The sequence below is a fragment of the Luteimonas sp. GW821-FHT14E02 genome (assembly GCF_058803905.1).
In genome coordinates, this window is the sequence record NZ_JBXAPK010000002.1 from 131,361 (window position 1) to 151,114 (window position 19,754).

The window sequence follows — 19,754 nt, forward strand, 5'->3', positions numbered from 1 at the left end:
GTGCACGCAATGAATGTTCGTTCCTTCTGTGTCGTCTTCCTCATCACCGTGCTCGCGGGCTGCGCGACCGCACCGACGCCGACCGTGCGTCGTGACAACACCAAGCTGCAGTCGCCGGCCGCCGATGAGGCGGAGCAGGACAAGGACAAGAAAGACAGTACTCCGCGTGACATCCGCAAGGAGTACAGCGAGAACGGAGGCCCGCGTCCGCAGATTCGCCGCGGCAGCGGCCAGACCATCAATCGCGACATCGCCGCCTCCACACCGCCAAACCTCGGCGGGACCAGTGGCTCGGCCACGTTCAATTTCGAGGGTGAATCGCTGCAGGCCGTCGCCAAGGCCATCCTCGGTGACATGCTCGGCCAGAACTACGTGATCGCGCCGGGCGTGCAGGGCACGGTGACGCTCGCCACGCCCAAGCCGGTCAGCCCGGCCGAAGCCTTGTCGTTGCTGGAAATGGTGCTGGGCTGGAACAACGCGCGGCTGATCTACAGCGATGGCCGCTACAACATCGTTCCGGCCGATCAGGCCATCACCACGGGCGCTGTCGCTCCGCGCACGGGGTCAGCCGCCAACGCGCGCGGCTTCGAGTCGCGCGTGGTGCCGCTGAAATACATCTCCGCGACGGAGATGGAGAAGATCCTCAAGCCATATGCGCGCCAGGGCACGATCGTCAACGTCGATTCCGGCCGCAATGTCATCACCGTTGCCGGCAGCCGTACCGAACTGGAGAACTACCTGCGCACCATCCAGATCTTCGACGTCGACTGGATGTCGAGCATGTCGGTCGGCGTGTTCCCGTTGCAGACCAGCAAGGCCAGCAAGGTGGTGCAGGATCTGGAAAAAGTCTTCGGCGAGCAGAGCAAGACCCCGGTCGCCGGCATGTTCCGCTTCATGCCGCTGGAAGGCGCCAACGCGGTGCTGGTGATCACGCCGCAGCCGGATTACCTCGACCAGATCCAGCAGTGGCTGGAGCGCATCGATGGCGCGGGCGCTGGTTCGCAGTTGTTCTCCTACGAATTGAAATACGTCAAGGCGAAGGATCTCGCTGACCGGTTGGCCGATGTTTTCGGCGGCAGCGGAAGCCGCGGCGGCGACGAAGGCAGTGGTAATGCGTCCTTGATGCCGGGGCTTAATCCCACGGAGATCAAGGACGGCGGGCTGGATAACGATTCGGGACTGAGCTCGGCTTCGACAGGTAGCGACTCTCTCGGCGGAAGTGGTGGTGGCGGTCTAGGTAACGGGTCGCTATCGCTCAGTCCGCGCCAGGGCGGCAATGGCCGCGTCACACTGGAAGTGGAAGGCGAGCGCGTCGGTGTCTCGGCGGTGGACGAAACCAATACCTTGCTGGTGCGTTGCACCGGTAGTGCCTGGAATTCGATCAAGGATGTCATCGAGCGGCTCGATATCATGCCTTCGCAGGTGCATATCGAAGCGCAAGTGGTGCAGGTGCAGCTCAAGGGCGATCTCTCGTGGGGTGTGAGCTGGTACCTCGAAAAAGGCATGACCGATAACGGCATCGGGCCGTTCCCGGCGCCTGGCAATCAGGCTGGAATATCGGGGCCAAGCAAGTGGAGTACGCTCGGCGCCGCTATAGGCGCAGGCACCTCCGGTGGTGGAGTGTTGTGGCAATTGGTGAAGAATGATGCGGCTGCGGTCATCAAGGCTCTGGATGAAGTGACTGATGTGCAGATTCTGCAAACACCATCGGTGTTCGTGAAGAACAATAGCGAGGCGACTTTCAATGTCGGAGAAAAGATTCCGATTGTTTCGACTTCGGTGAATCCGGTCGTCGGAGGCAGCACGTCCTACAATCAGGTGCAGTATCTGGATACAGGTACTATTCTCAAGGTGCGTCCGCGTGTCACCAAGGATGGCATCGTATTCCTTGATATCGTTCAAGAGATCAGTCAGCCGTCCAGTCAGCCGACTGCGCAAAACCCGAATGTGCGAATCTCGACACGCAGGCTCAAGACTGAGGCCGCAGTGCAGGATGGCAATACCGTATTGCTCGCCGGCCTCATCGGTGACGATGTTCGTCGTGGCTCCAACGGTATTCCGGGATTGAGCCGTATTCCAATCATCGGCGCCCTGTTTGGTGGGCAAAGCTCGACCACCGAGCGCACAGAGACGATCGTGCTCATCACGCCCACCATCGTCCGTAGTCCGGAAGAGGCCAACGCGCTCACCGACGAGTACAGCCGCCGCTTCCGCGCGATGGAACCCCTCCAGCCCAAGCGGAAGAAGTAATGCGGAAGACCGGGGCGCCGCATGACTGATCTCCCGGTCGTGCTGCTGCCGGTCGGGGCCGACGACGTCGCGCTCGACGCCTGCCTCGGCGCGCTCGAGGCAAACACGCCGGCCGGCACGCAGGTCTGGCTGGCGGATGATGCGCAATGCGGTCCGCGCGGCTATGCCGTGATCGAGCGCTGGATCGCGCGGACCAAACTGTCCGCCGACTACACGCGCCGGCAGCGATCGATTGGTCAGGTCGCGCACCTCGATGAAATGCTCAAGGCGTGCGGCGATGCCGATGTCATCGTGCTCGCGCCGGATGCGATCCCGATGCCCGGATGGGCGATGCAGCTGACAGCGTGCTTCGCGCGCGATGCCTCGATCGCCACCGCCACGCCCTGGTGCAATGCCGGCGAGACCGCGGCATGGCCGCGCTGCGGCGAGATCGCGCCGATTCCCGAGGATCCGGAACGAATCGCGCGCGCGGCGGCGGCGATGGCGCCGCGGCATCCGGAACTGCCCGCGGCGGTCGATCATGCCGTCCTCCTGCGCGGCCGTGCGCGTGCCAAGGCGGGCGGGCTCGATGCGGCCACCTATGCCTCGTGGTATGCCGCGCTGATCGATCTGTCGCTGCGCCTGTCGGGACTCGGCTGGCGCAATGCCTTGTGCGAAACCGCTTTCGTCGCGCGTGGCGGCGAGGGTGGGCCTGCCGACGGCGATCTGGATGCCCTGGCCGTGCGCTGGCCGGGATGGCATGCGCGGTTGGCCGGCTTCCTGATGGATGATCCGCTGCGCGCGACGCGCGATGCGCTTGTCCGCTTGCAGGCCGGCCTTCCCTCGTCTCCCGCGCAGCATGATCTGTTCGGGTCGCCCGCGGAAATCGACACGGCGCCTGCGGTGAGCACTGATGCTGCGAAGGGGGCGCCGGAGACATTATCGTTGCCTCCGACGGAGGAAACGGGCGAGGAGGACGCGTCATGACGGCTCCAGGTATCGCTGCCGTCGTCGTCACCCACGAAAGCGCCACCACCATCGACGACTGCCTGACCCGGCTGCGCCACAGCGAAGGGATTTCCCAGATCCGCATCGTCGACAACGATTCGCGCGACGGCACGCTCGCCATCGTGCAGCGGCATGCGGCGACGGACGCGCGCGTGCATTTCATCGGCAATCCGCACAACCCGGGGTTTTCCGTCGGCTGTAATCAGGGCGCGCGAGATTGCGACGCGCCCTGGCTGGCATTCGTCAATCCCGATTGCCTGGTGGAAGCGGACACGCTGGCGCGGCTGCTCGCGCATGCCCGTAACGGCGAGACCGAGAGGCTAGTTGGCGCCGATCTGGTCGACGAGGCGGGCGTGCGCGATGGCGCCGCGCGTCGTCGCGATCCCGATTTCGGCGCGATGCTGAAAGCCGCGATCGGCGGAGGTGGCAAACGTCCGCTCGATGTGCCGCCCGACGATGGCCAGGCCTTGCAGCATGTCGATGCGGTGTCGGGCGCCTTGATGCTGCTTCCGCGCACGCTGTTCGATCGTATTGGCGGCTTCGACGAGGGCTATCGCCTGCATGCCGAGGATCTGGATCTATGCCGGCGTGTGCGGATGGCCGGTGCGTCGGTGGCGGTCGCGAACGACGTGCGTGTCGTGCATGTGCGTGGTGTTTCCAGTCGCGCGCGGCCGCTGTTCGTGGAGTGGCACAAGCATCGTGGCTTGTGGCGCTATTTCCGGAAGTTCGAAGCGCCCCGGCGCAATCTTGTCAGCCGGACGGCGATCTGGGCGGCGATCTGGGCCAGGTTTCTACCGGCGACCTTGCGCGCTCTTAAGTGAACATGTGCGCGGATTATCGTCGACGCACGCGATGAAAGTTCCAGGTGTTGCCGCAGCCGACCCCCTGTTTGCAAGCCGGCCACGGCAATCCGTCATTGCGGCATTACCTGCGGATAATCAGTCTGTAGCGGGAATTGGTGGTGGTCGTGCCGTTGCTGTTGAACGTGGTCGAGTACAAGGTCTCGTCGATGGCAACGACAATCCAGCCACCCTGGGCGAGCTGGGACAGCGTGTATTGGGCAGTCGAATTGCAGGTGTACTTCGTCGCGTTGGTCAGCTGCGGATAATTCACGGTTCCGGAAGGGGTGCCGCCGGAACTCTGGCTGAAAAGAGAGCTGTAGCAAAGCAGGGCGTCAGCAGCCTGCGCGTTCGCAGAAAACGCGAACAACGACGATGCAGCCAGTGCAGCGGTGACAAAGATGCTTTTCATGACGATAATTCCTTTAAGGGTCCGGGTGAGGCGCCAACCATTGGCGCCGAAAGTATAGAGCAGCACGATTCCCCATTCACCAGACTTTTGACGGGTTTCGAGGCGGGCGCGCGGGCGGACGGGAGCGGGCAGTGATACGTGACATCCTCAAAATGGGTGACCCCCGTCTCCTCCGGATCGCTGAGCCGGTTCCGGCGTTCGGCACCCCGGAACTGGATGCCCTGATTGCCGACATGTTCGACACCATGCATGCCGCCGGCGGGGTCGGGCTGGCCGCGCCGCAGATCGGCGTGAACCTGCAGCTGGTGATCTTCGGGTTCGAGCACAGCGACCGTTATCCTGACGCGCTGCCGGTGCCGCGAACGATCCTGCTCAACCCGACGATCGAGCCGCTGTCGGAGGAAAAGGCAGAGGGATGGGAGGGCTGCCTGTCTGTTCCGGGGCTACGCGGGGTGGTGCCGCGGTTCCGCCGCATCCGCTATCGCGGGTTCGACCCGTCGGGTGCGCCGATCGAGCGCGAGGCCGAAGATTTCCACGCGCGCGTGGTGCAGCACGAATGCGATCATCTGATCGGCCGGCTGTACCCGTCGCGGATCGAGGATTTCACCCGGTTCGGATTCACCGAGATCCTGTTCCCGGGGCTCGATCCCAACAGCGACGATTGAATCGCTTTCCATTGTCGAGATGGAAAGCATTGCTTACCGGTGCCGGTTGATCGCATCGTGTGACGCCTCGATTGCATTTGCGTTGATGTTCCTTTGAGGGCTGGCAGTCGCTGCTCACGCTCGTCGTTCATTGCTTCAACATCCATCATCCGTAGCTTGGAAAAGACCAGGCACCGACAGACGAATACAACGATCGCTTCCGTGCGACTGCGAGCACGGATGAAACGACGACGTCGTCTGTTTCCTGATGGATGTGAAGAATTCTTCACGAAGCCGCGCGAATTCCGGTGGGGGAACAGTGATTTCATTCGCTTTTTTTCGTCATTGATTTGGTTAGCGTGCGCGCCACACGGTGATGCATGGACAACGCGCTGAAGCGTTCAAGGCTTGCCGTCGTGATGACATCGAAGTCTCGTCAACGTCCAGGGAGAGGTCGCATGGATAGTCAGTTCGACGAACTCGCCAGCCTTTACGAAGACATGGCGCAATGGCCATTCCGCAAGCATATGGAAATCCCGAACGTCTTCGCCGTGCTCGGTGATCTGACGGGACGCGATGTGCTGGATTTCGGCTGCGGAAATGGCATATATTCGCGCTGGATGAAAGCGCGTGGCGCGCGTCGAGTAGTCGGTTACGACGTATCCGACGGCATGCTGCAGTACGCCCGCCGGAGAGAGGAGAAGGATCGGCTGGGGATCGAGCACACCTCGAATCTGCACGCTGATCTCGACGGTCGCTTCGATCTGGTCCTGGCCGTGTACGTGTTGCCGTATGCCACCACGCTCGAGGAGTTGGAGGCGATGTGCGCATCGATGGCGCGCCCGTTGCGGCCGGGCGGTCGTCTGGTCGCCTTGCCCATTCACCCGGACTATGTGCGCGAGCCGGGCTACTACGAACGCTATGGGTTTCGCATGATGCCGGATGGTCCCGATGTCGATGGAGGCAAGGTCCGTCTCGATCTGTGCAAACCGCCATACGATGCGACGGTCACTGCCTACTACTGGAACAGGAACTCGCTCGAATCGGCGATGCATGCGGCCGGCTTCCGTCCCGTGCAGTGGGTTTCGCACGGCCTGCTCAGTGACGAGGAGCATGGCGAAGCCGGTAGCTTCATGCGGCCCTACTGGCAGAAGCCGCATGCGGCGATCATGAACTGTCAACGCTGATGCGCCATGATCGTCACACATGCTCCGGACATATGTGATGGCCTGCGTGCCGTGGTCGTGCCCTCCGTTTCGATCGTCGATCGTCATGCGTGGGACGCACTGATTGCCGACAACGATTTCTACAACTGCCACGGATGGCTGGCGGCGCTGGAGCATGCGCTCGGGCCGGCCGAGCTGTTGACGCTGCATGGCCCGGCCGGTTTGCTTGGGGGCTGTGCGCTCTGGGATGGCGAACGCACGCCGGGTCTGTTCTGTCTTCCCGAACACTTCGTCGACGTGCCTGGTCCGTGGGAGCGGGAGTTCCTCTGGATAGGCGCGCGGCGATCGACCCATAACGAGATTCCGTGCACGCTCGGCCTCAGGCGAGGCCGGGCTTTGCGAGGATTGCTCGACGCGGCCGCAAGTCTGGCCGCGCACCGCGGCCGCGCAGGCGTGGTGATTCCCTACATGCCGCTGGACAAGGCGCTGGAGCTGGCATCGCTGCGCGAGAATGCACAGGTGATCCTGCATTCGGCAGAGGCTTCGCTGACGGTGCCGCCGCATGGGTTGACGGATGCGATGCAGGCGGCAAGCAAACACAACCGCTGGCGAATCCGCAAAGAGCTCGCGGTGTTCGCGGAGCATGGTGACCAGGTGGAGTGGTGCGCGCTGGACGGCGAGGTCGAGCAGGTGGCTGCCGATCTGATCGCGCAGAACCGAGCCAGGCATGGCAGCATGCAAGGCGCAGCCTGGATGCGGCGTTTGCTCGACGGACAGCGCCGCTCCGGCGTGCACGAATCCGCGATCGTCGCGGTTGCCCGCCGCGATCGGCGGATCGTGGCGTTGACGGTGTTCTACCGTCTCGGGAGAACGCTGCACACCCGCTACTTCGGGTCCGATTATGCCGTCGACGATGGCGACTTCCGTTACTTCGTATTGTCCTACTACGCACCGCTGGATTACGCGGCGGCGCACGGCATCGACAGGATAGAACTTTCCATTTCATCCCTGCAGGCCAAGTCGTTGCGCGGTGCGGAGGTCAACCCGCTGGCGGCGCTCGTATTGCTGGTGGACGCATCCGTGTCGAGGGAGGCGGTCGACCGGCACAACAACCGTTTCATCGCCCAACACGAACAAATGTTTGGACACCACCTGGGGCCGGCGTGGGGCCGGCTATCGCATTGAGGCACAAGGAGCGTCGGATGCTGCATCTGGTCTATGTCATGCGACCCACGATCAAGGCGCGCGGCGATTTGCGGGCCTTCTGGCGTTGGGTGCGGGAGCGCGAGGACTGGTTCTACGCCGGCCTCGAGATGGCGCACGATCCTCGCTGGCTGGTTCGAACGATCGGCACCGAGGCGCATTCTCTGGAGCACTCAGTGTCCTTCGCCGATGAGGCTGCCTGGGGCGCGTATCGCAAGGAAGTCCATCGTCGCTCGCAGGATCCCGAATGGGAACGACGCCGCGTGGAACAGGATCTGTGGTGGGAGATCCTGGAAGCGCGTCTGCTCAACGACGCGCCACTTCCTCCCAAATCCTGACGGCGGCGTCCGTGGACGCGTCGTCCCGGTTGTGTCGCCCGTTTCGCCAATATTCCCCGCCAATATTGCTGGAGGAAGTTCATGACCGAACTTTCCGCGCCGCTCGATCGTAGTCGGCTGCTACTGCGCACGGCACGTTTCATGACCCTGGCCACGGTGTCCGCGCGAGGCGAGCCGTGGGCATCGACGGTCAATTATGTTTGCCGGGCCGAGCCGCTGAAGTTGATCTGGTACTCCATGCGAGATGCCTTGCATTCGCGCAATCTTGAAGGCGGTGCCGTTGTGTCCGGCAGCATCTTCCGCCATGACCTGGGGGCGGCTTCGCCGATCGGGCTGGATGGTGCCCAGTTCGTGAGTGAGTGCAGAGTCCTCGACTCCGTGGAAGCGCATGCCGCCCATCGGCACTATTACGAGCACAACTTTCCTGACGATCTGGTCAGGCGGGAATGGATGCTTCCGATCGAAGAGTTCGTGGGAACCGGAAATCGCCGCTTCTACGAAGTGACGATCACCCGCTGGTGGCTGTTCGACATCGAGCGGTGGCTGCAGGACAAGCAGGACCGGCGCATCGAGGTGCCGCTATCCACGTTGGCGGCCGCATGGGCTGGAGTCTAGTCGCGTGAAGATTCAGCGGTATCGATTGATCTGGTTGCGCAACTCGCGCGCCGCGCGCGCCGCCGCTTGCGCGTAATCGTCGCCGTCGGACGCATACAGGATCGCCCGCGAGCTGCTGATGATCAGGCCGGTGCCATCGGACGTGGCGCCGTTCTTCACCACCGCTTCGACATCGCCACCCTGTGCGCCGATGCCGGGCACCAGGAACGGCACGTCGCCGACGATCGCGCGCACTTCCTTCAACTGCGCCGGCCAGGTCGCGCCCACGACCAGGGCGCAGTTGCCATGGACGTTCCACTCGCCGGCGACTTTCGCGGCGACGTGCTGGTAGAGCGGCCGTTCTTTGCCATCGTTGCCGCGGACCGGCAGATCCTGCAAATCGCCGGCGCCGGGATTGGAGGTGCGGCACAGGATCACCACGCCCTTGTCGGCGCGATCCAGGAACGGCCGCAGCGAATCATGACCAAGATAGGGATTGGCGGTGACCGCGTCGGCGGTGTAGCGGTCGAATGCCTCGGCCGCGTACTGCTGCGCGGTGCTGCCGATGTCGCCGCGCTTGGCATCCAGGATCACCGGGATGCCGGGATGGTGCGCATGGATGTGTGCGATCAGTCGTGACAGCGCGTCTTCGGCGCCAAGCGCGGCGAAATGCGCGATCTGCGGTTTGAACGCGCAGGCGTAGTCGGCCGTGGCGTCGATGATGTCGCGGTTGAAGGAAAACACCGCATCGTCATCGCCGGACAATTTCGCGGGGAACTTCGCAGGTTCGGGATCGAGGCCGACGCAGACCAGGGTGCCGGCTTGTTGCCAGCGTTGGCGCAATGCGTGCATGAAGTTCATGGGAGCAACTCCTGGAGTCGATATCAATGTCGATGCGAGGCGATGATGCCGATGGCTTGTGCCGCTGCCTGCGAAGCTGTTGCCTGTGAAGCCGTTACCTATAAAAACGGGACCGTCGCCGGTCCCGTTCGCTGTTGTCTCACTTCAGCGCCTTGAAGCGCAGCCGGTGCGGACCGGCATCGTCGCCGAAGCGGCGCTTCTTGTCTTCCTCGTACTCGCGATAGTTGCCCTGGAAGAATTCCACGTGCGAATCGCCCTCGAAGGCGAGGATGTGCGTGGCGATGCGGTCCAGGAACCAGCGGTCGTGCGAGATGACGAAGGTGTTGCCGGGGAATTCCAGCAAGGCGTCTTCCAGCGCGCGCAGGGTTTCGATGTCGAGGTCGTTCGACGGCTCGTCGAGCAGCAGCACGTTGCCGCCCTGCAGCAGGGTCTTGGCCATGTGCAGGCGGCCGCGTTCGCCGCCCGACAGCGTGCCGACGAGCTTCTGCTGATCCTGGCCCTTGAAGTTGAAGCGGCCGATGTAGGCGCGCGACTGGATCTCGATGCCGTTGATGTTGAGGATGTCCAGGCCGCCGGAGACTTCCTGGAACACGTTGTGGTTACCGGCCAGCGCTTCGCGGCTCTGGTCGACGTAGGCCAGCTTCACGGTCGGGCCGGTCTCGATCGTGCCCGAATCCGGCTTCTCCTTGCCCGTGATCATCTTGAACAGCGTCGACTTGCCGGCGCCGTTCGGGCCGATGATGCCGACGATCGCGCCCGGGGGCACGCTGAAGCTGAGATCGTCGATCAGCAGGCGGTCGCCGAACTTCTTGCTGACGTTCTTGAACTCGATGACCTTGTTGCCCAGGCGCTCGCCCGGCGGGATGAAGATCTCGTTGGTCTCGTTGCGCTTCTGGTAATCGACCGACTGCAGTTCCTCGATGCGGGCCAGGCGCGCCTTGCCTTTCGAGCGGCCACCCTTGGCATTCTGCCGCGCCCATTCCAGTTCCTTGGCGATCGCCTTCTGGCGGGCTTTTTCCTGGCCTTCTTCCTGCTTCAGGCGGTCTTCCTTCTGGATGAGCCATTCGGTGTAGTTGCCCTTCCACGGAATGCCGCGGCCGCGGTCGAGTTCGAGAATCCACTCGGCGGCGTTGTCGAGGAAGTAGCGGTCGTGGGTGACGGCCACCACGGTGCCGGTGTAGCGCTGCAGAAACTGCTCCAGCCATTCCACCGACTCGGCGTCGAGGTGGTTGGTGGGTTCGTCGAGCAGCAGCATGTCGGGTTTCTGCAGCAGCAGGCGGCACAGGGCGACGCGGCGCTTCTCACCGCCGGAGAGATTGCCGATCTTGGCCTCCCACGGCGGCAGGCGCAGCGCGTCGGCGGCGATTTCCAGCTGGTTCTCAAGCGTGTGCGCGTCGCCGGCGGCCAGGATGGATTCCAGGCGCTGCTGTTCGGCGGCCAGCTTGTCGAAGTCGGCGCCTTCCTCGGCGTAGGCGGCGTAGACCTTGTCGAGTTCGGCCTGGGCGTTGAGGATTTCGCCGACGCCTTCCTCGACCGCCTGGCGCACGGTCTTCTCCGGGTCCAGCTCCGGTTCCTGCGGCAGATAGCCGACCTTGATGCCGGGTTGCGGGCGGGCTTCGCCGACAAAATCCTGGTCGACGCCGGCCATGATCTTCAGCACGGTCGACTTGCCGGCGCCGTTCAGGCCCAGCAGGCCGATCTTGGCGCCGGGGAAGAACGACAGCGAGATGTCCTTGATGATTTGACGCTTCGGCGGCACGGTCTTGCTGACGCCGTTCATGGTGTAGATGTATTGCATGCAGGATTCCGATGCGGCCCGCGCCCGCGGCGGGGCCGGCGGGCGAGCTGGAAGGTTGGGAAGTCAGGATTATAGCCGGTGCGCCCTCGCCAGGCCGTCCGTCTGCACGCCATCTGAACCGGTTTGTTGGGGAGCCGGGCGAACCCGGTTCGGGAAAGTGGCGATTCAGTTGCCCTCTCCGATAGTGTCCCCAACCAGATCCCACCCGGGAGAACGACATGATGCGGAAACTGCTCGGATTCACGGCGCCGTTGCTGCTTGCGCTGATGGCGACCGCGCCGACGGCCCTCGCGCGTGATGGCTGGCGCGAGCACGGCGATGGCCGCTACGAGCGTCACGACGGCCGCCAGGAGCGTTGGCGTGACCACCGCGGCAACGATGACCGCGGCGATTGGCGCCGTGAACGTCACGGGCGTGATCGCGATGACGATCGACGCTACTACGGTCGACACGACGACAGGCGGTATTACCGTGACGAACGCTATTACGGCGATCGCGACTACGGTCGACGCTACTACGCGCCGCCGGTACGCGTGATCCACCACGACTACCGTCCGGGCCCGCCCTATGGCCGCGCCTACGGCTACCACGGTTACGGCCCGCCGCGCTGGGCGCGTGGCACCCGCTACTACGATCGCGGCTACGGCCCGACCTACGTGGTCTACGACTACGGGCGCTACGGCCTGCGGCACCCGCCGTATGGCTACCGCTGGCGCCGCAGCGATGCCGGCGACTTCCTGCTGGTGGCGATCGCCACCGGCGTCATCGCCGACCTGATCCTGCACAACTAAGGCGGAGCCGGCATCCGGAACGAAGAAAGCGCGCCCAGGGCGCGCTTTCTTTTTGCTCGTCATTCCGGCGGAAGCCGGAATCCGACTCTTGACGGAAAAACTGGATTCCGGCTTTCGCCGGAATGACGATCTTGGAGTTTCCCTAGAGCCAGATGATCAGCGCCACCACCAGCGCAATCCCGAGGTACTTCAGTGCGTAGTACGTGAACTTGCTGCGCTTGCGCAGTTCCTTGGTTTTCAGGCGCACCGCGTAGAAATACTTGAACAACTTGTTGATCACGCCGGTCTTGTCGCCTTCCATGTTCGGGGAGGCGCCGGCGGCGATGAAGTTCTTGCCGACGAAGTGGTTGAGCCACTGCGCCCAGCGATATTTCATCGGCCGCTCGATGTCGCAGAACAGGATGGTCCGGTTCTGGTCGGAGCCGTTCTGCGCCCAGTGGATGAAGGTTTCGTCGAACATGGTCCACTCGCCGTCGCGCCAGCTGTAGCGGGTGCCGTCCACGTCGATGAAGCAGGCGTCGTCGTTGGGCGTTTCCAGGCCGAGGTGCAGGCGCAGCGAGCCGGCGAAGGGGTCGCGGTGCTTGCGCAATTCGGAACCCGGCGGCAGTTCGGTGAACATCGCCGCCTTCACGCTCGGGATGGCGCGCAGCAGCTCGGTGGTGCGCGGGCACAGCTCGGCGGCGGAGGGGTGGGCGTCGTCGTACCACTTTAGGTAGAAGCGTTTCCAGCCGCGGCGGAAGAAGGAGTTGAAACCGACATCGTTGTAGCCGTCGGCCGCCTTGATGTGCTGCATCTCGCGCAGGTGCCGCGCCTCCTCGCGGATGACCTGCCAGTGGCCGCGCAGCGTTTCAAGCTCGGGGAAATGCTTGCCGGGGTCGATGAAGGCCGTTGTCGGCACGCGCGAGAACGCGTACATCAGCACGTTGATCGGCGCCATGAACGTGGAGTGGTCGAGCAGCTGCCGGCCCACGCGATGGCGCACCTTGCCGCGGAAATGCACGTAGATCGCGCTGGCGACGAACAAAAGGACGAAAACCCATTTCACGGCGTGAACTCTGGACCAGAGGGAGAAGGAGGGCGGGCGCGTCGCCCGGTGGGTCTGGCTGGCGAAGAGCTTGCCGACCGCATTTTAAAGGCCTGCCCCGGTTTCTGGGGCGGATCATATTGTTTTGCAAGGGGGATGAATCAGTGCCGCACGGCACGGTTGGCGCCGTCTGGATGCGGCGGAGAGGCGTGAAGAGCCACCGGCGGCCCTATGACGGCGTCCCGCGCCCTGCGATACTTGAAAACCCCGTCCGCGCCGGTGTTCCAGGCGCCAAACCCCCGCCCGAGGTCCCGAATGTTCTCCAGCAGCGCCCGCATCGCCGGTTTCGACGACGAACTCGCCCAAGCCATCGCCAATGAGGTGCGCCGCCAGGAGGATCACGTCGAGCTGATCGCCTCGGAAAACTACGCCAGCCCGCGGGTGATGGAAGCGCAGGGCAGCGTGCTGACCAACAAGTACGCCGAAGGCTATCCGGGCAAGCGCTACTACGGCGGCTGCGAATACGTCGACGTGGCCGAACAGCTGGCCATCGACCGCATCAAGCAGCTGTTCGGCGCCGACTACGCGAATGTGCAGCCGCATTCAGGATCGCAGGCCAACCAGGCGGTGTATTTCGCGCTGCTCAATCCCGGCGACACCATCCTGGGCATGTCGCTGGCGCACGGCGGCCATCTCACCCACGGCGCCAAGGTCAATCTCTCCGGCAAGATCCTCAACGCCGTGCAGTACGGCGTGAACGACGAGGGCCTGATCGATTACGACGAGGTCGAGCGCCTCGCCCTGGAACACAAGCCGAAGATGGTGGTGGCCGGGTTCAGCGCCTACTCGCAGGTAGTGGACTGGGCGCGCTTCCGCGCCATCGCCGACAAGATCGGCGCCTATCTCTTCGTCGACATGGCGCACGTCGCCGGCCTGATCGCCGCCGGCGTGTACCCGAGCCCGCTGCCGCACGCGCACGTGGTCACCTCGACCACGCACAAGACCTTGCGCGGCCCGCGCGGCGGCATCATCGTCGCCAGCCGCGCCGCGATGGGCGAGGCGGCCGAGGAGATCGAGAAGAAATTGCAATCGATCGTCTTCCCCGGCATCCAGGGCGGCCCGCTGATGCACGTGATCGCCGCCAAGGCGGTCGCCTTCAAGGAAGCGCTGGAGCCCGAATTCAAGACCTACCAGCAGCAGGTGGTGAAGAACGCGCAGGCGATGGCCGAGACCATCATCAAGCGCGGCTACAAGATCGTCTCCGGTGGCACGCAGAACCATCTGATGCTGGTCGACATGATCGGCAAGGGCATCACCGGCAAGGATGCGGAGGCCGCGCTCGGCAAGGCGCACATCACCGTCAACAAGAACGCCGTGCCGAACGACCCGCAGAAGCCCTTCGTCACCTCGGGCCTGCGCATCGGCACACCGGCGGTGACCACGCGCGGCTACAAGGAGCCGGATTGCGTGGCGCTGGCGAACTGGATCTGCGACGTGCTGGACAATCCGAAGGACGAGAACGTGATCGCGGGTGTACGCGAGAACGTGACCAAGCAGTGCCGACAATTCCCTGTCTATGGCTAGTGCGCGATCTGACATCGCCGGTCGCTGGCTCTACGGCATGGAGATGGTTTTATTTGGATTGCCGTCCTTGGCGGTGTCGATTCCATTGCTGTTCTTCGGCACGCTCATGGTGGTCGGGATGGCGGCCGAAACGCAGGTGGACCTTCGTGAGATTTCGACACTGGCCCTGGCAATTCTCGTGGTCGTTGTCGGTGGGCTCGGAATTTCGGCTTGGTTCGTCTTGTCCGGTCACTATTTGTTCGGCGGTCGTCTTGCGTTGAAAAAAGTGAACGCCGGCTGGTGGGGGGCATTGGCTGTCGGCATCGCCATGGCGCTGGCATTCGTGGTGCTCTGTGTGGTGACGAAGAGCTGGCATGAAGTGAAATCTGCCCGCTGGGCATGGTTTGCGGGGCCGGCGTTGGTGTTGCCCTGCTTGCATCTGGTTTGGGTCAGGGTGCGTAATTAGCCGACGATGCATTGCCCCTTCTGCCAGCACCAGGACACCCGCGTGATCGACTCGCGCGTCAGCGACGACGGCGCGACGATCCGCCGCCGCCGTGAGTGCGAGGCCTGCGGCGAGCGCTTCAGCACGCTGGAGACGGTGGAAATCAAGATGCCGGTGATCATCAAGGGTGATGGCCGGCGCGAACCGTTCGATGCCAAGAAGCTGCGCCGCGGCTTTGATCGCGCGCTGCACAAGCGGCCGGTATCGGAGGAGCAGATCGAGGCGGCGGTGCGCGCGGTGGTGCACCAGTCGCGCATGACCACCGAACGCGAGCTGCCCTCGCGCCGCGTCGGCGAGTTCGTGATGGCGGAGCTGCGCAAGCTCGACCACGTGGCGTTCGTGCGCTTCGCTTCCGTCTATCGTTCGTTCGAGGACGTGGCTGATTTCCGCGAGGAACTCGACCGGCTCGAACGCGATCTGCCCGGCGAGGGACAGCTGCCGCTGCTCGGCGGGGACGTGGTGCCGTTCGACAAGAACGTCGACAAGAACAAGAAACGCTAGGTTTTTTCCTTCTCCCGCCGGGAGAAGGTGGCGCGAAGCGCCGGATGAGGGCGGGAGAATTCCGGCCCTCGGGAGCGTTCCCTGGCGAGTCGTTCTCCCACCCTCATCCGCCCTTCGGGGCACCTTCTCTCGAGGGGAGAAGGGGACAGCAACACTTAAAAGGCGAAACGATGACCGGATTCACCGCAACCGACCACGCGATGATGGCGCGCGCGCTGCGCCTGGCCGAGCGTGGCGCCTACACCACCAAGCCCAATCCGATGGTCGGCTGCGTGATCGCCCAGGGCGATCGCGTGGTCGGCGAGGGCTGGCACCAGCGCAAGGGCGGGCCGCACGCGGAAGTATTCGCGTTGCAGGCCGCGGGTGAGCAGGCGCGCGGCGCCACCGCCTACGTCACGCTCGAACCCTGCGCGCACACTGGCAGCACCGGGCCTTGCGCCGATGCGCTGATCGCGGCGGGCGTGGCGCGCGTGGTGGCGGCGATGCGCGATCCGTTCCCGCAAGTGGATGGCAAAGGCTTCGACAAGCTGCTTGCCGCCGGCATCGCCGTCGAATCCGGATTGATGGAAGCGCAGGCGCGTGCCCTGAATCGCGCCTTCCTGTCGCGCGTCGAGCGCGGCCGGCCCTGGGTGCGGGTGAAACTGGCGACCAGTTTGGATGGCCGCACGGCGATGGCCAACGGCGAGTCGAAGTGGATCAGCGGCGAGGGCTCGCGCCAGGACGTGATGCGCTGGCGTGCGCGCAGCGGCGCGATCCTGACCGGCTCCGGCACCGTGCTGGCGGACGATCCGCAGCTGACGGTGCGCTTCGACGACGCGATCGAATTCGTCGCGCCCATGCGCGTCGTGCTCGATCCGGGCCTCGCGACCGTCGCACGCGGCCGCGTGCGCGAGGGTGACGCACCGACGCTCTACCTGCACGCGCCAGATGCCAAGCTGCCGCGTGGCTTCACGGCGTCGCACGCCGCGGTGAAGCAGCAGGCGGGATCGCTGGATCTGGCCGCCGTGCTGGCGCTGCTGGCCGAGCGCGATATCGGCGAGGTACAGGTGGAGGCCGGCGCCACGCTGGCGGGTGCATTCCTGCGGGCGGGGCTGGTGGACGAGCTGCTGCTCTATGTGGCGCCAGTGCTGCTCGGCGCGCAGGCGCGGCCGTTGTTCGATGGATTGTCGATCGAGACGATGGCGGAGCGCCTGCGCTTGCGCACCGTGGATACGCGTCGTTTGGGCGATGACATGCGTCTGCTCTTGCAGCCGGGTGAGCAGCCGCGCTCGGCCGATGCCCTATCGGCATCGGCTGCGGATGCGAACGCCCGGCCAGGGATGGCCGGGCAGGACGTTCCGTAAGCCAGTCTGTGGCGCCAGGGATGGCATTGCGACATCCTCCTCTCATGACCTTCAAGGATCACTTCTCCACCGTCGCCGCCGATTACGCGGTGGCGCGTCCGGAATATCCGCAGGCGCTGTTCAGCTGGATCGCCGCCATCGCGCCCGCGCGCGGGCAGGTGTGGGAAGCCGGTTGCGGCAGCGGACAGGCCAGCCGCGATCTGGCGGCGCATTTCGACGCGGTGTACGCCACCGATCCGAGCGCGGCGCAGATCGCGCAGGCGTCGGGGCCATCGAACGTGACCTTCGCCGTCGAGCCCGGCGAGCGTTGCGGCCTGCCGGATGCCAGCGTCGACGCCGTCTGCGTGGCGCAGGCGCTGCACTGGTTCGATCACGAGACCTTCTTCGCCGAATGCGGGCGCGTGCTGCGCCCCGGCGGCGTGCTGGTGGCCTGGGGCTACCAGGACATCGTCGTGCCGCCGGCGCTGGTGGCGGCGAACGCGGCATTCCAGGACGCGATCCGCGAGGACTGGCCGCCAGAGCGAGCGCTGGTCGACGCGGCCTACGCCGGGTTCCGCTGGCCGTTCGATCCGGTCGACGCACCGGTGTTCGCGCTGGAGGCGGACTGGCCGCTGGCGCGGCTGCTCAGCTATTTCTCCAGCTATTCGGCGACCAAGCGCTACCGCGAACGCCACGGCGTCGACCCCGTCGCCGCCCGCGCCGACGCGTTCGTGGCGGCCTGGGGCGAGGCTGCCGCAACACAGCGTCTCCACTGGCCTCTGTTCGTTCACGCCCGCCGCAAACCAGTCGAGTGATAGGATGCGCGGGCCGGTTCGCCGGCCTGGCTTCACACACAACATTGAAACGTCTTCAGGGCGGGGTGAAATTCCCCACCGGCGGTAGGTGACGGCGGCGCTGGGTTTCCCAGGTCGCGTCACGAGCCCGCGAGCGCTTCCGTGGTTGGCGCGAGTTCCTCGCAAACGCCGCGAAAGGTCAGCAGACCCGGTCGAATGCCGGGGCCGACGGTCAGAGTCCGGATGAAAGAAGACGGCATCGCGCGGCCGGCGGCTGCGCGTGTGCCTTCGCGTCCCAAGTCGTTTTTTGCTGACTTATTGCGGAACGCGGCAGGTAACCCATGTTCACAGGTCTCATCGAAGGCGTCGGCACCCTGGCCGCACGCGACACGCGCGGCGGCGATGCCCGTCTGCGCATCCACGCCGGCACGCTGCCGTTCGAAGGCGTGGCGCTCGGCGAAAGCATCTCGGTCAACGGCGTCTGCCTCACCGTGGTCGCGGCAATCGATGGCACAGATGACGAAACCGGCTTCGAAGCCGATGCCTCCAACGAAACGCTGTCGCTGACCACGCTCGGGCAGCTGCCGGTCGGGCGCGCGGTGAATCTGGAGCGCGCGATGCGCCCGACCGATCGCCTCGGCGGCCATCTCGTCAGCGGCCATGTCGACGGCGTCGGCCGCGTGCTCGATGTGCGCGAGGACGCGCGTGCGCAGCGCTGGCGCTTCGCTGCGCCGAAGCCGCTGTTGAAATACATCGCCCAGAAGGGATCGATCTGCGTGGACGGCGTCAGTTTGACGGTGAACGGCGTCGACGATGAAGGCTTCGACGTGGCGTTGATCCCGCACACCGTCTCGCACACCGCGTTCTCGCAAACGCAGGTGGGCGATGCGGTGAATCTCGAAGTCGACCTGGTGGCACGCTACGTCGAGCGTCTGCTGTCGGCGAACTCGACATCGGCGAAGGAGGGCACATGAGCTTCGCGCCCATCGCCGAATTGCTGGAGGAACTGCGCGCCGGCCGCATGGTCGTCATCGTCGACGACGAGGATCGCGAGAACGAAGGCGATCTGATCATGGCCGCGGAGCTGGTGCGGCCTTCCGACATCAACTTCATGGTCACGCACGCGCGCGGACTCGTGTGCCTGTCGCTCACGCGCGAGCGCTGTCAGCAACTCGGCCTGCCGCCGATGGTGCAGGCCAATACCTCCACGCACCACACCAATTTCACCGTCAGCATCGAGGCCGCCGAGGGCGTCACCACCGGCATTTCCGCCTACGACCGCGCCCACACCATCCGCACCGCGGTGCGGCCGGACGCGCAGCCGCGCGATCTGGCGCAGCCCGGCCACATCTTCCCGCTGACCTCGCAGCCCGGCGGCGTGCTGACGCGCGCCGGCCATACCGAGGCCGCCACCGATCTGGCCATGCTGGCGGGTCTGGAACCGGCCGGCGTGCTGGTGGAGATCCTCAACGCCGATGGCAGCATGGCGCGTCGCCCGGAACTGGAGGCGTTCGCGCGCGAGCACGGGCTGAAGATGGGCTCGATCGAGGACCTGATCCGCTACCGGCTCGAAACCGAGCACACCGTCGAGCGCGTCGACGAGCGCGAGATCGAGACCGAGCACGGGCCGTTCCACCTGGTGACCTATCGCGACCGGGTCAGCCACGCCCTGCATTTCGCGCTGCTGCGCGGCGAAGTGGACACTGAGACGCCGACGCTGGTGCGCGTGCACATGCACAACCCCCTGGCCGACACCTTGCGCTGGCGTCGCGCCGATTTCGGCCCGGCGGTGGGCGACGTGCTCGCGGCCATCGTGGCCGAGGGCCGCGGCGCGCTGGTGCTGCTCGACGAGCCGCAGTCTCCGGACGCCTTGCTCGCGCGCATCCGCGACGCATCCACGCATGCCGCCGCCGGCAAAAGCCGCGCCGGCGCCCTGGCGGAATGGCGCCGCAACGGCGCGGGCGGACAGATCCTGGCGGACCTGGGCCTGGGCAAGCTGCGCGTGCTCGGCACGCCGCGCAAGCAGGTCGGCCTGGCCGGGTTCGGGCTGGAGGTCGTGGAATACCTCGAGCCATGACGTCGATGGGAAATCCCGGTTGTCGTCCAGCCCAGCGGCTTTCAACAGCCGAATGGCGGGTCAAGCTGGGATGGCGGCATATAAA

The 19,754-nt window shown here is 64.9% G+C and carries 20 protein-coding genes and 1 riboswitch; of the genes, 16 read left to right on the top strand and 4 right to left on the bottom strand.

Going from position 1 to position 19,754, the window contains the following annotated elements:
* The first annotated feature begins 9 nt into the window (after window positions 1-9).
* Genes gspD through AC1RNP_RS03650 form a run of 3 tightly spaced genes read left to right on the top strand, consistent with a single transcriptional unit; the run spans window position 10 to window position 4,058 of the window.
* Window positions 10-2,250, top strand: a complete 2,241-nt coding sequence (gene gspD, locus AC1RNP_RS03640) for a type II secretion system secretin GspD (protein ID WP_493049896.1) — start codon at window positions 10-12, stop codon at window positions 2,248-2,250.
* A 21-nt stretch (window positions 2,251-2,271) separates the two neighbouring features.
* Window positions 2,272-3,216, top strand: coding sequence for a glycosyltransferase family 2 protein (locus AC1RNP_RS03645; RefSeq protein ID WP_493049897.1), 945 nt, complete (start codon window positions 2,272-2,274; stop codon window positions 3,214-3,216).
* Complete coding sequence (locus tag AC1RNP_RS03650) at window positions 3,213-4,058, top strand: glycosyltransferase family 2 protein (RefSeq protein WP_493049898.1); 846 nt, start codon at window positions 3,213-3,215, stop codon at window positions 4,056-4,058. Before AC1RNP_RS03645 ends, AC1RNP_RS03650 begins: the two co-directional genes overlap by 4 nt.
* Window positions 4,059-4,161: 103 nt before the next feature.
* Here AC1RNP_RS03650 and AC1RNP_RS03655 read toward each other — a convergent pair whose 3' ends face one another.
* On the bottom strand, window positions 4,162-4,554 hold the full coding sequence (locus AC1RNP_RS03655) for a hypothetical protein (RefSeq protein ID WP_493049899.1): 393 nt from the start codon (window positions 4,552-4,554) through the stop codon (window positions 4,162-4,164).
* Between the two features lie 65 nt (window positions 4,555-4,619).
* Between AC1RNP_RS03655 and def the strand changes: the two genes are divergently transcribed.
* The 5 genes from def (at window position 4,620) to AC1RNP_RS03680 (ending at window position 8,454) form a co-directional block, all read left to right on the top strand.
* Window positions 4,620-5,153, top strand: a complete 534-nt coding sequence (def, locus tag AC1RNP_RS03660; RefSeq protein WP_493049900.1) for a peptide deformylase — start codon at window positions 4,620-4,622, stop codon at window positions 5,151-5,153.
* Window positions 5,154-5,590: 437 nt separating this feature from the next.
* Window positions 5,591-6,319, top strand: coding sequence for a class I SAM-dependent methyltransferase (locus AC1RNP_RS03665; RefSeq protein WP_493049901.1), 729 nt, complete (start codon window positions 5,591-5,593; stop codon window positions 6,317-6,319).
* A 6-nt stretch (window positions 6,320-6,325) separates the two neighbouring features.
* The gene (locus AC1RNP_RS03670; RefSeq protein WP_493049902.1) at window positions 6,326-7,483 is read left to right on the top strand and encodes a peptidogalycan biosysnthesis protein; all 1,158 of its coding nucleotides are present in this window, start codon (window positions 6,326-6,328) and stop codon (window positions 7,481-7,483) included.
* 17 nt (window positions 7,484-7,500) lie between these two features.
* Window positions 7,501-7,839: a hypothetical protein gene (locus tag AC1RNP_RS03675; RefSeq protein ID WP_493049903.1), complete on the top strand. Its 339-nt coding sequence runs from the start codon at window positions 7,501-7,503 to the stop codon at window positions 7,837-7,839.
* An 81-nt stretch (window positions 7,840-7,920) separates the two neighbouring features.
* Window positions 7,921-8,454 (top strand): pyridoxamine 5'-phosphate oxidase family protein, encoded by a 534-nt coding sequence (locus AC1RNP_RS03680; RefSeq protein WP_493049904.1) that lies wholly within the window; start codon window positions 7,921-7,923, stop codon window positions 8,452-8,454.
* Between the two features lie 12 nt (window positions 8,455-8,466).
* Here AC1RNP_RS03680 and pyrF read toward each other — a convergent pair whose 3' ends face one another.
* Both pyrF and ettA read right to left on the bottom strand, forming a co-directional pair.
* Window positions 8,467-9,294 carry an orotidine-5'-phosphate decarboxylase gene (gene pyrF / locus AC1RNP_RS03685; protein ID WP_493049905.1) on the bottom strand — a complete coding sequence of 276 codons (828 nt, stop codon included), beginning with the start codon at window positions 9,292-9,294 and terminating at the stop codon, window positions 8,467-8,469.
* Between the two features lie 139 nt (window positions 9,295-9,433).
* Complete coding sequence (ettA, locus tag AC1RNP_RS03690) at window positions 9,434-11,092, bottom strand: energy-dependent translational throttle protein EttA (protein ID WP_493049906.1); 1,659 nt, start codon at window positions 11,090-11,092, stop codon at window positions 9,434-9,436.
* A gap of 218 nt (window positions 11,093-11,310) precedes the next feature.
* On the opposite strand from ettA, the gene AC1RNP_RS03695 reads away from it, so the two are divergent.
* The gene (locus tag AC1RNP_RS03695) at window positions 11,311-11,883 is read left to right on the top strand and encodes an RcnB family protein (protein WP_493049907.1); all 573 of its coding nucleotides are present in this window, start codon (window positions 11,311-11,313) and stop codon (window positions 11,881-11,883) included.
* A 142-nt stretch (window positions 11,884-12,025) separates the two neighbouring features.
* Here AC1RNP_RS03695 and lpxO read toward each other — a convergent pair whose 3' ends face one another.
* Complete coding sequence (lpxO, locus tag AC1RNP_RS03700) at window positions 12,026-12,928, bottom strand: lipid A hydroxylase LpxO (protein ID WP_493049908.1); 903 nt, start codon at window positions 12,926-12,928, stop codon at window positions 12,026-12,028.
* A 294-nt stretch (window positions 12,929-13,222) separates the two neighbouring features.
* On the opposite strand from lpxO, the gene glyA reads away from it, so the two are divergent.
* The 7 genes from glyA (at window position 13,223) to ribB (ending at window position 19,669) form a co-directional block, all read left to right on the top strand.
* A complete protein-coding gene (gene glyA / locus AC1RNP_RS03705) occupies window positions 13,223-14,491 on the top strand; it encodes a serine hydroxymethyltransferase (protein ID WP_493049909.1) in 1,269 nt (422 codons plus the stop codon).
* A complete protein-coding gene (locus tag AC1RNP_RS03710) occupies window positions 14,484-14,936 on the top strand; it encodes a hypothetical protein (protein ID WP_493049910.1) in 453 nt (150 codons plus the stop codon). The genes glyA and AC1RNP_RS03710 overlap by 8 nt, the downstream gene beginning before the upstream one ends.
* A gap of 6 nt (window positions 14,937-14,942) precedes the next feature.
* Window positions 14,943-15,476 carry a transcriptional regulator NrdR gene (gene nrdR / locus AC1RNP_RS03715; protein WP_226469140.1) on the top strand — a complete coding sequence of 178 codons (534 nt, stop codon included), beginning with the start codon at window positions 14,943-14,945 and terminating at the stop codon, window positions 15,474-15,476.
* Between the two features lie 170 nt (window positions 15,477-15,646).
* Entirely contained in the window at window positions 15,647-16,819 is a 1,173-nt protein-coding gene (gene ribD / locus AC1RNP_RS03720) for a bifunctional diaminohydroxyphosphoribosylaminopyrimidine deaminase/5-amino-6-(5-phosphoribosylamino)uracil reductase RibD (RefSeq protein WP_493049911.1), read from the top strand.
* A 44-nt stretch (window positions 16,820-16,863) separates the two neighbouring features.
* Window positions 16,864-17,613, top strand: coding sequence for a class I SAM-dependent methyltransferase (locus AC1RNP_RS03725; protein ID WP_493049912.1), 750 nt, complete (start codon window positions 16,864-16,866; stop codon window positions 17,611-17,613).
* A 47-nt stretch (window positions 17,614-17,660) separates the two neighbouring features.
* Window positions 17,661-17,851: riboswitch (FMN riboswitch) on the top strand.
* A gap of 82 nt (window positions 17,852-17,933) precedes the next feature.
* On the top strand, window positions 17,934-18,566 hold the full coding sequence (locus tag AC1RNP_RS03730) for a riboflavin synthase (RefSeq protein WP_493049913.1): 633 nt from the start codon (window positions 17,934-17,936) through the stop codon (window positions 18,564-18,566).
* Complete coding sequence (gene ribB, locus AC1RNP_RS03735) at window positions 18,563-19,669, top strand: 3,4-dihydroxy-2-butanone-4-phosphate synthase (RefSeq protein WP_493049914.1); 1,107 nt, start codon at window positions 18,563-18,565, stop codon at window positions 19,667-19,669. The genes AC1RNP_RS03730 and ribB overlap by 4 nt, the downstream gene beginning before the upstream one ends.
* The last annotated feature ends 85 nt before the right edge of the window (window positions 19,670-19,754 follow it).